The sequence below is a fragment of the Enterococcus sp. C57 genome, assembly GCF_040887305.1.
Taxonomy (GTDB): Bacteria; Bacillota; Bacilli; order Lactobacillales; family Enterococcaceae; genus Enterococcus_B; species Enterococcus_B hirae.
In genome coordinates, this window is the sequence record NZ_JBFOFP010000014.1 from 1 (window position 1) to 14,398 (window position 14,398).

Genomic DNA, 14,398 nt, shown 5'->3' on the forward strand with positions numbered 1-14,398 from the left:
GTCAAAGTGTTTCAAGATACCGATAATGAAAAGCAATATGCATTATTGGGTGAAGAAGATAGTCGTGGTGTAAAAAACGAAGTCCTATTTGTTGTTCAACTGGTTGAAGAAGATGGCCAATATAAAATTGATAATTTTCGCTATGAACAACTTCATGTACATTGAATACTAAAAAAGAGGGAACAGAAATGAAAAAAATATTATGAAAAAAATGAGCTACTACAAGATTTTTTACACCGATACTTAAACTACGTAAAAAATGAACTTTTAGCTGATGGGAAAGTAACAGAAGCACAAATTGTTTTATCAAGGCTGGATAGTCATTTATGTTTATGGGATCAAACAAGGATAGAAAAGTTAAAATACCAAGATATACTGGAATCTTTACAACGAATTGATCAACCAATTGGTATATTTTTTAGAAGATAATTCCAATCATTTTAAGAATATATACGTTGTTAAATTATGTTTTACATGGTAAGATTCGTTGTGAAGAGGGGGAATGTAAAATGATTAATGTAACAGCCAGAAAAGTTGGCAATTCAATCTCTATTTCAATTCCAAAACAATATAAAGTTGAAGCAGGAACAGAGTATGTCACCTATAAATCAAAAAATGGTGGATTGATTTTTACGCCAAAAATAAAAAATCCATTTTTGTCAGATGAAGCTTTTCAAAAGGCTGAAGATGAGGAATGGCAATTTTTAGCTCAGGAGGAGATAGAAAAGGATGTATGAACCGCAACAAGGTGATCTCATATGGTTGAATTTTACGCCTTCTTTTGGGAGAGAGATGAGGGGGAAACACCCAGCACTGGTTGTTTCTTCCAATGCGTATAATCGAAAAACAAATTATATTATTGTGTGTCCAATTACTTCAGGCGGAAATGATTTTTCTGGTTATATTCCATTGCATGGATATAAAATACATGGGAGAGTGAATGCGACACAAATTCATAGTTTCGATACTGATCGAATTGTGAGTAAAGAGTTTATCGATCGATTAAGAGGAGAAGACTTTTTATTAGTGAAACAAATCTTAGATTATTCACTAGAAATTGATTTTTGATGATTGATAAAAACTGAATTTGGCTCGATACAATATATTTTTAGAGTGTATCATAATATTTTTAATTTTTATCCATTATAGGATTGGAAGATTGAAGATATTTGGACAGCATATATTGTCAAAGGAAACTAGAAATATTTACTTGAAAAAATTTCATTCTTCAAAAAACAGACAATCATAAAATTAAATTTTATGATTGTCCAGATGATGTATCAATTAAACACTTTCGATTGGTTCTATCTTATAAAAGAATGTGTATTACTATCTTAAAAAATGATACTTTTGTTGCTATATGGGTTTTTCTCAAACTAGAGATGAATTACAAAAAAAGAGAGACAATGGTTCTATGGAAATAGATGAAAGATTTTTAAATCCTGTTTATAAGGTTTATAGAATTCCAATTAGTAAAATTCGAATTAATGATTATAATCCAAATAAAGTAGCGCCTAAGGAGTTAAAATTATTAGAACAATCTATTTTAGTAGATGGATATACAATGCCGTTTGTTTGTTATTATGTGAAAGAAAAAGATTATTATGAGATTGTAGATGGTTATAATGGTTATTTAGTAATGAAAGAAATCTCCTGAAATTGCGAAAAGAGAAGAGAATCATTTATCTGTAGTTATCATTGATAAACTAATAACTGAAAGAATTATCAGTACCATTCGATACAATAGTGCTAGAGGTAAATATTCCATTGAAATTGTGCAGATGCTAGTAGAGTCAGGATTAAGTGATAACCGATTTAAATTCATCAAAGCATAAGACATTAGGCAAAGTCTGGTTGAAAGGGTTCGATGGGCGGTAGAATCTCTTCATGACACGATAAACCGAAGAAATGGAAATATTTTTCTAACTAGTGATTTCCTTTATCATCTCATTTAAGTGAGTAACGATAGATCAACGAACTTTTTGACTAATAAACAGTGTTTCTTAGCGACAGAGATATCTCTACGAAGGCAATCTGGCAGGACTTTCATTTGAATCGTTGTTTCTTTAACTCCCATATAGGCCCGATACTCAAAGAATTCATTAAGTAACAACAGGATGGTTGCCGTCCCCCAATGAATGATCTTAGAGGGGACGACACAAAGACAATGCGGACATTCTTCTGGCGTGTATTAGAGAGTATCTTTGTAAATCAAACAAATTTGCCCATTATATTTTTCTTTGGTTAAACAATTTTCCTCGAAATAGATATTTAAGTCTATAATATTTAGGTTATCATTGATAAGCTGAGTATAAGATATCTTGAATCCTTTTATGAATTGGTTCGCCAAATTAATTGTAAAGGATTTCAGAGTATCTTTTCTATATTTTTACATCCAAAAGTATAGAAACTATTTAAATGGATATATTTAAATAGTTTATTATTTTTCTGTAGAAATTGTTTCTACCGATTGAGTAATTGATTTTACAAGTATTTTCTATAAATACTTATCATTCAAAATATATAGGTAGGCAAGTATTTTAATATACATATTTATGTTAATCTTATTAAAAACATAGAAAAAGCCTCCTGAATTTTTCTCAGGAGGAATTATAAATAAATAGGGGGACTTATTTATCTAAAATTCGCATTTTTTATAAGTTTTAAAATTATTATCTTAATCTTTTTTATTTAATAGATTCAAATATGTAGGAAAATTATTGATAACAATACTTACTACGATGTTAATATTAGAATAATACAATACAACTTAGAAAATATAAATTTTCAGAAGCATATATTAGAGAAGTTTCTATAATTATTCCTGATAACTTTAGAAAAAGAATAAACTTCATAGTTCATTCAATTATTCTTTCCACTATAAACTCATAGCACCTCTTAGTATAGATATTTTAAACTAAGAGGTAACTATGATGGTGGGTGTTTAAGTTAGGTAATAGAATCAGCAAACAATGTAAATCAAAAATATTCAAGGAGACAATAACAATTTATTTAAAAATCTCTCTCTATCTTTAATCACCTAACTTGATTCTATTATAAATAAAAAAATCATTACATATTTTTTTATTTTTAGTAAACATATATAATTTATGATTTTTTTTATACTATTGATTAGGAAATCGGGATTATTTATTGAATAACAGTTATGATAGTTTAAAAAATAAACAATAATAAGAAAAAAAGAAAGTGCATTTAATCAGAATAATTCTAAAATTAAATTGAAAAAAAGATTTAGATAATTATTCAAACCAATAGCTTATAAGGCTGAAATTTAAAGTCTTTTTTTCATAAAGTATAATTGTCATTATAAATAATTCTATATACTTATTGACCATTTCCCAAAACTTATATATGAATTTTATTTATAATTGACAATTCATTTCTCTTCCAATATCTCAAATTTTTAAACTCTGTAAGAAGGAGAATAAGGGATTAATCTCTTATTCCCCTTTTCTATTTTTACGAGTTAATTGATAAATTTAGCATCTTGAATATTTGTAATAATTTGTTGTACATGTTCATCATAATTATTTTTTAAATAAAATTTTGCCATTTGGTAAACTGTTTCATATTCCTTTGTTCCATCAAAATTACTAAATATTTCTATTAGACTTTTAATATCAGGATCTGTTTGTATTGTTTTTCGATCTTTTGCTGTTCAATCTTTCTTTTGTTTTTCTAGTAAAATCTGCGACTCATCTGTAGACATTCTAGATGTTTTAACTATTTCTTCAACTTTAGGTCATTTTTTTCATGCTTTGTCAATGCCATAATAAATACTTCCGTAAATTATTATTTGTCTAGTGTATTTCTTTAGAATCACTCTAGAAAGTGACCTACTCACTACTTAGCTAAACTTATCGGTTTTTAAAACTTTAAATGAGATATTTTTGGGAAAACAGCATACTTGATAGCTTATTTTTTCACTAGCAATGGTGTCTCTTATTTACCAATCATGAATGAAAAGTTAATGGTCATTCAAAAATGTAGGTTTTTAGCCCACAAATAACAAGGTTACCTATACGACAATTTTTTTCTTTATAATCTTTAATCTGATAAGACTTTCCATTAATTTTAGTAATCTTAGCGTGGTACACTAATTGATCGATGAGTGCATTTGTTAAGTTTTTATCTTGAAAGATTTCAGCCCATGGAAACAAAGGAATATTCGTTGTAAAAATCTGATCAAAACGTCTTACTTTCTTTATACGAATATCATCCAATTCCTTCATACTATATCTTAAACAAGTAGATAAAATGAATTTTGGTAATAAAAATATTATTGACAAACGAAAACGATTATAGTAAAAATGACTAAAACGTTTTCTTTTTTTGTTTTAGGAGGATTAGTTTATGAATGTTCAACCCCATATTCGTCTAAATTCTGATATAGATGTTGATAGTGCCATTATTGTAGGAGATCCTGCTAGAGTTGATTTAATATTAACTATGATGAGTAATTTCCAATTTTTAACTTACAATCGAGAGTATAAATCATCTATAGGAATTTACCAAAATAAAAAAATACTAGTTCTTTCCACAGGGATCGGAGCTCCTTCTACTGCTATCGCAATTGAAGAGTTAAATAATATTGGCATTAAAAAAATTATTAGAGTAGGTTCTGCAGGAGCTATGCAACCTAATATTGATCTAGGAAGTATAATTATTGCTGAGGGAGTTGTAAGGGATGATGGACTATCAAAGAAATATATTCCAAGTATTTATCCTGCAGTCCCATCATTTAATTTGCTTGCTTCTGCATATAAATATAAACCTAATGCAAATTATGGAATTGTAAGATCTCACGACGGTTTTTATATGGATGATAATGAACAATGTGAAGATTTTTGGACTTCTAAAGGGATTATCGCCGCTGACATGGAATCAGGAATTTTATTTATAGTTGGTCGTCAAAGAAATATCGAAACCTTGTCGATATTAACGAATGTTGTTCCTTACAAAAATGATCTTAGAGAGGGAGTTAATAACTTTGTAGACCAGGATAGACAAATGATAAAAGGTGAGAAAGAAGCTATAAAATTAGCTTTAGACATTTTGAGTGATTCATTTATTTAGAGGTGAAAAGTAATGCAGAATAATTCTCATTCGTGGTTATATAATCAATTATTTTTGGATTGGAAAAAATTTGAAGTCATTTATTGTTTAGTACTGATTACTCTTCAATTATTAGTTTATGCAATTGCTCCTGATAGTTTGGTTGGAATGTTATCTGGTGTAACTGGGATCATGTCCTTAGTATATGGAATGAAAGGAAGAAGAGTAGCATTTATTTTTGGTACAATTCAATGCATTGCAATGACTTACATAGCATGGATTAGCCATGCATATGGTTCTTTTTCAATGGATATTATTTATGTTATTTCTCAACCAATTGGTTGGTTTATGTGGGGAAATGATGAATCAGTTCATCAATTTTCAAATAAAATGCGCCAATTAATATTCTTTGGTGCATTTATTGCTTGGTTAATGGGATGGTTTATTTTAAGTCAAGTAAATGGTCAATTACCTTATTTTGATTCAATAAATTTTGTATTGAGCTTTATTGCGCAAATTCTTTATATACTTAAATATAGAGAGAATTGGTCTCTATGGATTATAGTAAACTTGGCCAATCTTATTTATTGGAGTGTTTTAACTATACAAATTTTAAATGGAGATACAGCTATAGGTACTTTGGGTGCTAATTTATCTCAAGTGGCTTTACAAGCAGCATTATTATTTAATTCTATTTATGCTACAAAAGTATGGGCAGAAAACAGTCGAAAGTAAATGTTAAAAAAGAATAAAATTACTTGTCAATGTACTAAAACTCTCTATAAAATCAAAATATATCTTTATTTTCCAAATAAATGAATTTTCTCCGACTATTTTAACATATTTAGGCATTCATCCCTTATAAGTAGGGATGAATATTGTTCGGTGTTAGTAAATCGGAAATCGAAAAAGTAAATGATATAATTTTTTTGATTCCAAGCTCAATTGTGTAATTTCAGTCTGAAAACGTCCGATTGAAAGATATTGAACTAGCACCACAAGTAAAATGTGAAGTCATTCATGATGATGCAGGTGTAACAATGATTGTGATTAGAGTGAGAACAGAACTAAGTCTGTCATAGCATTATGTTGTAGTTTGCATTTTGACCGAGAGAAGCGTAGGAACTACGAGAATTAGCTTGGTCAATAAGAGAAAACTCTGCAAGTGAAAAGATAAGCTAGCAAGTATGCTCTTTTCCCAAGAACTTCCCACTTCAAGCATTAAGAACAATCAGGTTTAGCTAAGTGGCGAGTAGTTCACAATTTTTATTTCAAGAAGTGATCTTATGGAACAAAATTCAAAAATCATTTTGCGCAAGAAAATTTGTCAATTAACAAATGATCCAGAATGGTTAACGCATCCGGAAATCGTTGCTGAAGTGCAAAAAATTTCCAGACTTTTAGAACACCCTTATTTAATACATTCTTATAATACAGGCTCTTTGTCAAATGATGTTGGTAAAGAGAAATCTTAGAATAATTTGGGCAGAAAGAAGAAAAACTTCTTTCTGTTCTTTTTATTTGGTTAAAATAGTTTTACCGTGTCGAATCATGATTCGTCGTTTGAAATTATAAAAATTTCGAACCCCATAAGCATTGCGTTTTAATATGGTTGTTTAAACATTCGAGTGGTCCGTTTGAATAACTGTAGCGGAGAGCATTTTGAATCTGTGGCAGAAACTTTTTAAATGTTCGCAAAGTTGTCGCATAAGTTTCAGGTAGCTGGCTGACTTCTCTGGATAAACAGTCCTCAAATAGTGAATGCTCTCTTTTCTTTACTGCATAAAGAAAATCTTGGTATAACTGATAGCCTTGTCGCAGGTTGGGACAAGTGGCTATCAGTCGATCGACAATCTCTCTTTCAGTTAAATAATCTTTAAAACTGGCACGCCAAACCTGTTTTTCATCGTTCAACTTTGCCTCTTCTTTTTGTAGGAGTTTCCAATAACGTTTCATTTTTTTACCAAGTCCATATTGGTATTGAGAAGCACTTTTAAGTCGTGACTTGGGTTCCTTCACTCGGTGGTTTAAAAAAGTTCTTCCTATAATTTTGTTACTATTCAAAACTAGAATCATATTCGAAGTATCTTTTTATCTCAAAATAAGTGTCCATAAAATGACAGATAAAAAATTTTAGTTAATTCCAGAAGAAATCACTCCTCATTTAAAGAAAAACAAAGAAATATTATTTTTAAAACAGATATATATAGTATTGAATTGTTTATATTTATTTTTTTATGATTATTTGTAAAAATAAAATTACATATTTTAATATATATATATATATTAAAATAGTATTGATACAATTTGAAAGAATATTCTTTTAATATATAACATTATTAAAGGAAGGGGAAGGATAACATAATGATGGTTCAGGGATGACTATCATAAAAAATAATTGTTCTATTGCAACAAAATACCATATGTCAATTATATAATGTTGAAAGGATTTATTATAAAATGAAGTTAAGAAATATTTTAGTCAGTTCAAGTATATTATTCAGTATAGGATGTTCCTCAGAGGTTATTGTACATGGAGACAGTATTGCAGATACGGCTAATGTGTCAGAGGTACAGGCTTATCAGTTAAATGTTAAAAAAATTTTTTGGACCGATCCTTATGTTGAAGGTGTTGGAACAGGTATTTCTCAAGTAAAATTTATTGTTGATGGGGTAGAGAAAGTCTCAGTCAATGTATCCAATGGTAAGTTTAAAGTACGTACATCTTTCCTAGGTTTAGATTCTAAAACAAAAGTATTTGAAGTAGAAGGAATTTCGAATACAGGTCAAATTGTTACAACAAAAAAATGTGAGGTTCTCTCTAAATTGCATGACGCTTATGAAATGAATACTTCACAGAATTATCATTTGGGAGATTCATATATTTCTGGTACTAATCAAGGGGGAATTGATACAGTAGCCTTAAGAGTTAATAACAAAGTCGTTAGAAAAAAAGAAACAACTTTGAATAGTGATGGACAAGAAGGTTTTTCATTATTCGCAAAAGATAAAATAACAAAAAATAAAGACAAAGTGGAAGTTGTCGGATATGACAGTAACGGTAACATTAGAACCGTAATTAATGTTAAAGTTAATTAATCCTTCTGATTAAAGAGTATCTTTATTGTATCTGGATGATAATATCATATATGTAAAGTGTCCATAAAATGACCCATTTCTGAACACTTTATTTTTTACCTTTATTTTTCAAAAAATGAATTCATTTTTTGTTCATAAACCCATAACAAAATCTATGTTCATTTAAACCATATAAATAAAGTTATGTTACAATAGATTTTAGTTAGGGGTGATTTTTTTGAAAATAGGATATGCGCGAGTATCTACTGGATTACAAAATTTAGATTTACAAGAAGATAGTTTAAATAAATTTGGTTGTGAGAAAATTTTTACCGATCATATGAGTGGGGCAAAAAGTAATCGACCAGGATTGGAAATGGCCATCGATTTTGTTCGTTCTGGAGATACACTTGTCGTTTGGCGTTTAGATCGATTAGGAAGGAATATGGAAGATTTGATTTTGATTGTGAATCGCTTGAATGAACGTGGTGTAAGTTTTCATAGTCTTCAAGAAAATATCACGATGGATAAATCCAGTTCGACTGGTCAACTTATGTTTCACTTATTCGCGGCATTTGCAGAATTTGAACGTAATTTGATCTTGGAACGATCAGCAGCTGGACGTGCTGCCGCACGCGCAAGAGGAAGGTTTGGTGGACGTCCTGAAAAATTGACCTCTCAGGATTTGGAATTACTGAAGACTTTAGTGGATAGTGGTACGCCTATTAAGACGATTGCAGAACGTTGGAATGTTTCTCGTACAACAATTTATCGTTACTTAAATAAAATGAAGGAATAAAAAATAAGTACAAAGACATTATCTCGAACAAATTATTTCTTATTATGAAAAACAACAAAGATATATCCAGTTATTTTCAAATCTGCAAATTATGAATATCTATAGAAATAACAATTTTAATAAATAAAAATCAGGTGAGAAATATATGTTGATTCAAGAAGGCATGGAACTTTCAACAATTGATGTGAATAAAAAATATTGCACAGGAAAAGTAGTTCGTTTTCGAAAAAATACTTTTATTATTGAAAATAAAACGGAATATGGAATTGAGCGATATTTAATTTCAAAAAGAAAATTCAAAATAGAGGGATATACGTTTCCGCTATGTGATCCCAAAAAAGACTTAAATAATTATACTAGTTTGTAATTTGATTGTTTTTAGACATTTTTTATATGTTAATATTTAAATATTTTTAATTTTAATAATTTAAAAGGGGATAAAATAATGATTCAAGCATATATGGATTATTGGAAAAGAAGTTTTAATTATACTGCAAATGTTAGTATGAAGGAGTTTTTGTCTGCATTCATCTTTAATTTGTTTATTCTTGCTATGATTTTATTAGTAGGTGTATTTGTTCCGATTACGTGGGAAAATGTAGTAATGGACTTTTGGTATATAGTAATGGACTTGATGATTATTCCAACTATTTCTTTAGTTATCCGCATTATAAGAAAGATTTTACAAAGATAAAATTTTATGTTTTCTTGAAACATTGAATAACTTTTATTTTGTTTAAACATTGTTCAATGAATTTAAATTATAAAGTGAAGAAATTAAGTTAAATACTTTTTGTTTTTGACTTTCTACCAATATCATCTAATTAATTATGTAAAACCATTTTTTGGGAAATAAATGATTGATCTATTATCAATGAGTGGCGTACTAATTTGATATCATTAATAAATATATTCAAAAATTAAGGAAATAAATTGTCCTTACGAAACAATTAAAAGTATAAAAATTCTGATTTTTACTAATGAAAAAAAGACGATTTTTTTTAGTATTTTGGTTGTTTTCGTAAGGACTACAATTTGAGATCGATAATAGAATAAGAGATTACGAAGAAATAAAAAAGGATTATTTTAAAAACGATACTGCCAACACTTACATAAAATAATTTTCCATTTTTGAAAGAAAAGAAGTATATAGTCTTTTCATGGTTAATATCTAACTAACTTTAGATAATGTATATAAAAATTTCTTTTGTAATAAATCTATTGGATTTTCTCATTTTAAAAATTAGTTCAAGTTATACAATTAACAATAAAAAACAAATTAGGTAATATATTTTTTATTTGACTATCTTTATTTATCGGAGTATTCTTAAATCGTAAAAATATAACATGTATTATTTTTATCTACATATAAAAAATTAAGTATTACTTTTTTGCTAAGTAAAAAAAATTTTTTACTACTTTTTTTCGTATTTGATATATAAATTGTTTTTTCTAAAATAATTATTTACTCGTTAAGTAAGATAACTTAATGATATCTAAAATTAGTTATTTATTTCCGATAATAATGATACCGCTTTCTTTTTAGCAAACACAATAATATCTAAGAAAGGGAAATACAGAATGCGAGTAATTGCAACCTTGTTTGAAGACTTCATAATGACGAAAAAAATTAGAATTTCGTATTTATGAGTTTATTAAATAAATAATAAGGAGGAAAAAAAATGGATAGAAGTACAAAAAAACTATCTTTGATGAGCTTTTTTGCTATAACTGCCTCAATGGTCATGACAGTTTATGAGTATCCGACATTTGCGACATCAAAGATGAATCTAGTTTTTTATTTACTAGTTGGTGGCTTTCTTTGGTTTATTCCTGTGGCGCTTTGTTCTGCGGAAATGGCTACTGTAGAAGGATGGGAAAAAGGAGGTCTTTATACGTGGGTATCAAAAACTTTAGGTAGAAAATGGGGATTTGCTGCTATTTTCTTTCAATGGTTTCAAATTACAGTAGGTTTCATTACAATGATTTACTTTATTATAGGGGCACTATCTTACGCACTTAATTGGCCTGCTTTAAATACAAATATTTGGTTGAAATTAATCGGTACATTAATAATTTTTTGGTTGATCACAATATCACAATTTACTGGGACAAAAAATACCGCTAAAATTGCAAAAATAGGATTTTTTGTCGGAATATTAGCGACTGGAGTCCTTCTTTTCACTTTAAGTATTCTCTATATTGCGCAAGGAAATCCAGTAAAAGTCTCTTTTAGTGCGGATGCTTGGATTCCAGATTTTACTAAAATAAATACATTAGTGGTCTTTGTTTCATTTATTTTAGCATATGCAGGGGTTGAATCGTCTGCCAGTCATGTGAAAGATATGGATAATCCTGGAAAAAATTATCCTAAGGCTATTTTGATATTAGTAATTTTGACAATTATTTTAGATACATTGGGTGGTGCTACAGTTGCTGCAACAATCCCACAAGATCAGTTATCACTAGATACAGGAGTAATTCAAGCTTATTCTTATTTAATTCATCATTTTGGTGGAGGAGAAACTCTTATTCGTATCATTGCAGTCATTATTTGTTTAGGTGTTGTTGCTGAAATTGCCACATGGGTGGTTGGCCCATCGACTGCTATGCTTGAAGCAGCTAAAAATGGACTGCTACCAAAACAAATGGCAAAAGTTAATAAATATAATGTACCGACCAATATCGTATTAATTCAAGGAATAATCGTTTCTATCTGGGCAGTTGTACTAACACTAGGAGGAGGGGGAGCTAATCTTTCGTTCTTTGTTGCAATGGCTTTGACAGTATGTATTTATCTTGTAGCTTATGTTCTTTTATTTATTTCTTACATCAAATTAGTGAAAGAAAAGGAAGATTTAGCAAGATCATACCAAATTCCTGGTGGAAAGAAAGTAAAAATTGGTGTGGCAATTATAGGGTTACTTGTTTCAGTTTTTGCATTCTTTATATCGTTTTTTCCACCTAACGATATCGGTTATGGTAAAGGAGGAACGTATTTAGCCATCTTAATTATTAGCTGGTTAATTATTTTAGTTATCCCTTTTGGGATTTATAAAACATTTGATGAAAAAGGAAATAACAGAAAAATCTAAGAAATCAGTGCTTTTTAGGAGGAGAGAAAAATGTTATTCAGTAAAAAAAATAGACATGAAGCACAATATTTGGAACCTATTTTCGGAAATGAAGCGATGGACGAAGCGATTCCTATGTATAAACTGCCAAAAGGCTCGCTGATTCCTCGAGATGCTTATCAATTGGTAAAAGATCAATTAATTGATGAAGGTGTGTCAAGACAAAATCTCGCTACATTTTGTCAAACATACATGGAACCAGAAGCTGCAAAAATCATGTGTGAAACATTGGACAAAAATGCAATAGATAAAACTGAATATCCACGTACAGCAGAGATCGAAAATCGTTGTGTTAACATCATTGCTGACTTATGGAATGTTCCAGATGAATCTGATTTTATAGGTACCTCGACTGTAGGTTCAAGTGAAGCTTGTATGTTGGGGGGATTAGCATTAAAATTTGCATGGCGTAATCGTGTAAAAAAACTTGGTTTAGATATCAATAAACAAAAACCTAACTTAGTAATTTCTTCTGCATATCAAGTCGTTTGGGAAAAATTCTGTGTTTATTGGGATATTGAAATGCGCACAATCCCGATTGATGAAGAACACGGGAGTATCAATATAGACACTGTAACCGATTATTTTGATGAATATACGATTGGCGTAGTAGGTATCTTAGGAATCACTTATACAGGAAAATATGACGATATAAAGGCATTAGATAAAAAAATAGAGGAATATAATAAACAGACTGATTACAAGGTATATATTCATGTAGATGCTGCCAGTGGTGGATTATTTGTACCATTTATGGAACCAGAACTTGAATGGGATTTCCGTTTGAAAAATGTACGTTCAATTAGCACTTCTGGACACAAATATGGATTGGTATATCCTGGTGTTGGTTGGGTTATCTGGAAAGAAAAAGATTTTTTACCAGAGGAATTAGTCTTCAAAGTTAGTTATCTTGGAGGAGAAATGCCAACAATGGCAATTAATTTCTCAAGAAGTGCAAGTCAGATAATAGGACAATATTACACATTTGTCCGTAATGGGTTTGAGGGTTATCGATCAATTCATAAAAAAACCAGTGATGTAGCAAAATATTTAGCAAAAGAAATTGATAAAATGGGTTATTTTGATATTTATAATGATGGTTCACAATTACCAATTATTTGCTATAAATTGAAGAAAGATGTTTCTATCTCTTGGAATTTATATGATCTAACCGATCAATTTGCAATGAAGGGGTGGCAAGTCCCTACTTATCCGTTACCTGATAATCTATCAAATATTAATATCCAACGTTTTGTTTGTCGAGCAGACTTAAGTATGCAAATGGCCATAGATTTAATTCAAGATATGAAGACTGGCATTGATCACTTAAATCAAAGATCTATACGGAAAGAATCCCCTGATATTACTTATGGATTTTCCCACTAAATTTCAACAGATAAGTAATTATTTACCTCCTTCAAATTGTTTAAGTGAAGTGCACCCCAAAAGTTAGATTAAAAATCTAATTTAGAGGGGTGCTTTTTTTGAGGAAATACACACTGGAATTTAAGGAAAAGTGGATAGTCTTGCTTTAGCGAATACAAAAATTAATCTAGACAAGGCGTTCAATAATTTTTTCCGTGATGAATATGTCGTCGTTCAAAAGAAAAAAACTGGTTCAAAGTTGCACAACCAACAATCAGAATGGAACAATTGTTTTGATTGATAATAAATTCGTCAAAGTTTCTAAATTGAAGTTTTTAGTTAAAATTAAGCTTTATAGATAATCTAAAGGTTTGATTACAATCTCACGTTATTCAAGTGGCAAATACTATGTTTCGTTGCTGCGTGAAGAAGAAGTTGTCGAGTTAAAAAAACAATTATGCAATTAATATTTACTTATGTATTATTGATGTTGCCATTCTTTCAAATGATCAAAAGATTGATAACAATAAATTCACATCAAAAATGGAAAAGAAACTAAAACATGAACAACATAAATTGTTAGACGTACGTTATTGGCTAAAAATAAAGGTGCCAATCTTTTTGAAGCTAAAAATAGAAATGTATAGTAGTTCGATTACACGAAAAAGTAATGAAGCAACGTACCGATTTTCTGAATAAGTTGAATACAGAAATCATCAAAAATCAGGATAGATAAAATAAAGAACCGTAGGAGTAGAGCTTGGTAAATAAGAGACACCATTGCTAGTGAAAAAATAAGCTATCAAGTATGCTGTTTTCCCAAGAATCTCTCATTTCAAGTTTTAAAAACCGATAGGTTTAGCTGAGTGATGAGATGAGTAGTTCACTGTAGTCACTAATCCCCTGTAGTCTAATAGTATAAGCCTAGAAAAAATTTTAAATTTTT

The 14,398-nt window shown here is 29.5% G+C and carries 13 protein-coding genes and 4 pseudogenes; 14 read left to right on the forward strand and 3 right to left on the reverse strand.

What is annotated here, in order from left to right; translation table 11 throughout:
- Positions 1-509 precede the first annotated feature (509 nt).
- From AB5M32_RS13235 to AB5M32_RS13250, 4 genes and pseudogenes are all read left to right on the forward strand, one after another.
- On the forward strand, positions 510-737 hold the full coding sequence (locus tag AB5M32_RS13235) for a hypothetical protein (RefSeq protein WP_081115476.1): 228 nt from the start codon (positions 510-512) through the stop codon (positions 735-737).
- Entirely contained in the window at positions 730-1,068 is a 339-nt protein-coding gene (locus tag AB5M32_RS13240) for a type II toxin-antitoxin system PemK/MazF family toxin (protein WP_081115477.1), read from the forward strand. Before AB5M32_RS13235 ends, AB5M32_RS13240 begins: the two co-directional genes overlap by 8 nt.
- 215 nt (positions 1,069-1,283) lie before the next feature.
- Positions 1,284-1,424 (forward strand): DUF3440 domain-containing protein, encoded by a 141-nt coding sequence (locus tag AB5M32_RS13245; RefSeq protein WP_337247786.1) that lies wholly within the window; start codon positions 1,284-1,286, stop codon positions 1,422-1,424.
- Positions 1,421-1,808, forward strand: a pseudogene (locus tag AB5M32_RS13250) (ParB N-terminal domain-containing protein); the annotation flags it as partial. The gene AB5M32_RS13245 and the pseudogene AB5M32_RS13250, both read left to right, overlap by 4 nt.
- On the opposite strand, the pseudogene AB5M32_RS13255 reads toward AB5M32_RS13250, so the two are convergent.
- A pseudogene (locus AB5M32_RS13255) lies at positions 1,809-2,320 on the reverse strand (ISL3 family transposase); the annotation flags it as partial.
- Positions 2,321-3,995: 1,675 nt separating this feature from the next.
- Positions 3,996-4,253 (reverse strand): ATP-binding protein, encoded by a 258-nt coding sequence (locus AB5M32_RS13260; protein WP_368024511.1) that lies wholly within the window; start codon positions 4,251-4,253, stop codon positions 3,996-3,998.
- A 121-nt stretch (positions 4,254-4,374) separates the two neighbouring features.
- On the opposite strand from AB5M32_RS13260, the gene AB5M32_RS13265 reads away from it, so the two are divergent.
- The 3 genes from AB5M32_RS13265 (at position 4,375) to AB5M32_RS13275 (ending at position 6,551) form a co-directional block, all read left to right on the forward strand.
- Positions 4,375-5,097, forward strand: a complete 723-nt coding sequence (locus tag AB5M32_RS13265; RefSeq protein WP_081115478.1) for a nucleoside phosphorylase — start codon at positions 4,375-4,377, stop codon at positions 5,095-5,097.
- 12 nt (positions 5,098-5,109) lie between these two features.
- Entirely contained in the window at positions 5,110-5,811 is a 702-nt protein-coding gene (gene pnuC, locus AB5M32_RS13270; RefSeq protein ID WP_368024512.1) for a nicotinamide riboside transporter PnuC, read from the forward strand.
- A 551-nt stretch (positions 5,812-6,362) separates the two neighbouring features.
- A complete protein-coding gene (locus tag AB5M32_RS13275) occupies positions 6,363-6,551 on the forward strand; it encodes a hypothetical protein (RefSeq protein WP_081115480.1) in 189 nt (62 codons plus the stop codon).
- A 42-nt stretch (positions 6,552-6,593) separates the two neighbouring features.
- Here the strand turns inward: AB5M32_RS13275 and AB5M32_RS13280 are convergent.
- A pseudogene (locus tag AB5M32_RS13280) lies at positions 6,594-7,122 on the reverse strand (transposase); the annotation flags it as partial.
- Between the two features lie 414 nt (positions 7,123-7,536).
- Here AB5M32_RS13280 and AB5M32_RS13285 point away from each other — a divergent pair.
- The 7 genes and pseudogenes from AB5M32_RS13285 to AB5M32_RS13315 form a co-directional block, all read left to right on the forward strand.
- Positions 7,537-8,175 (forward strand): immunoglobulin-like domain-containing protein, encoded by a 639-nt coding sequence (locus AB5M32_RS13285; protein WP_368024513.1) that lies wholly within the window; start codon positions 7,537-7,539, stop codon positions 8,173-8,175.
- 208 nt (positions 8,176-8,383) lie between these two features.
- Complete coding sequence (locus tag AB5M32_RS13290) at positions 8,384-8,953, forward strand: recombinase family protein (protein ID WP_179130733.1); 570 nt, start codon at positions 8,384-8,386, stop codon at positions 8,951-8,953.
- Between the two features lie 145 nt (positions 8,954-9,098).
- Positions 9,099-9,320 (forward strand): 50S ribosomal protein L22, encoded by a 222-nt coding sequence (locus AB5M32_RS13295; RefSeq protein WP_081115483.1) that lies wholly within the window; start codon positions 9,099-9,101, stop codon positions 9,318-9,320.
- A gap of 78 nt (positions 9,321-9,398) precedes the next feature.
- Positions 9,399-9,647, forward strand: coding sequence for a hypothetical protein (locus AB5M32_RS13300; RefSeq protein WP_128436438.1), 249 nt, complete (start codon positions 9,399-9,401; stop codon positions 9,645-9,647).
- Between the two features lie 988 nt (positions 9,648-10,635).
- Positions 10,636-12,048 carry an amino acid permease gene (locus AB5M32_RS13305; protein ID WP_368024514.1) on the forward strand — a complete coding sequence of 471 codons (1,413 nt, stop codon included), beginning with the start codon at positions 10,636-10,638 and terminating at the stop codon, positions 12,046-12,048.
- A gap of 30 nt (positions 12,049-12,078) precedes the next feature.
- Complete coding sequence (locus AB5M32_RS13310; protein WP_368024515.1) at positions 12,079-13,473, forward strand: glutamate decarboxylase; 1,395 nt, start codon at positions 12,079-12,081, stop codon at positions 13,471-13,473.
- A gap of 127 nt (positions 13,474-13,600) precedes the next feature.
- A pseudogene (locus tag AB5M32_RS13315) lies at positions 13,601-14,182 on the forward strand (RNA-guided endonuclease TnpB family protein); the annotation flags it as partial.
- Positions 14,183-14,398 lie beyond the last annotated feature (216 nt).

What these genes read in the sequence shown, in the direction of transcription:
- AB5M32_RS13235 (WP_081115476.1), top strand. Translation starts at nt 510, where the DNA reads ATGATTAATGTAACAGCCAGAAAAGTTGGCAATTCAATCTCTATTTCA.
- AB5M32_RS13240 (WP_081115477.1), top strand. Translation starts at nt 730, where the DNA reads ATGTATGAACCGCAACAAGGTGATCTCATATGGTTGAATTTTACGCCT.
- AB5M32_RS13260 (WP_368024511.1), bottom strand. Translation starts at nt 4,253, where the DNA reads ATGAAGGAATTGGATGATATTCGTATAAAGAAAGTAAGACGTTTTGAT.
- AB5M32_RS13265 (WP_081115478.1), top strand. Translation starts at nt 4,375, where the DNA reads ATGAATGTTCAACCCCATATTCGTCTAAATTCTGATATAGATGTTGAT.
- pnuC (WP_368024512.1), top strand. Translation starts at nt 5,110, where the DNA reads ATGCAGAATAATTCTCATTCGTGGTTATATAATCAATTATTTTTGGAT.
- AB5M32_RS13275 (WP_081115480.1), top strand. Translation starts at nt 6,363, where the DNA reads ATGGAACAAAATTCAAAAATCATTTTGCGCAAGAAAATTTGTCAATTA.
- AB5M32_RS13285 (WP_368024513.1), top strand. Translation starts at nt 7,537, where the DNA reads ATGAAGTTAAGAAATATTTTAGTCAGTTCAAGTATATTATTCAGTATA.
- AB5M32_RS13295 (WP_081115483.1), top strand. Translation starts at nt 9,099, where the DNA reads ATGTTGATTCAAGAAGGCATGGAACTTTCAACAATTGATGTGAATAAA.
- AB5M32_RS13300 (WP_128436438.1), top strand. Translation starts at nt 9,399, where the DNA reads ATGATTCAAGCATATATGGATTATTGGAAAAGAAGTTTTAATTATACT.
- AB5M32_RS13305 (WP_368024514.1), top strand. Translation starts at nt 10,636, where the DNA reads ATGGATAGAAGTACAAAAAAACTATCTTTGATGAGCTTTTTTGCTATA.
- AB5M32_RS13310 (WP_368024515.1), top strand. Translation starts at nt 12,079, where the DNA reads ATGTTATTCAGTAAAAAAAATAGACATGAAGCACAATATTTGGAACCT.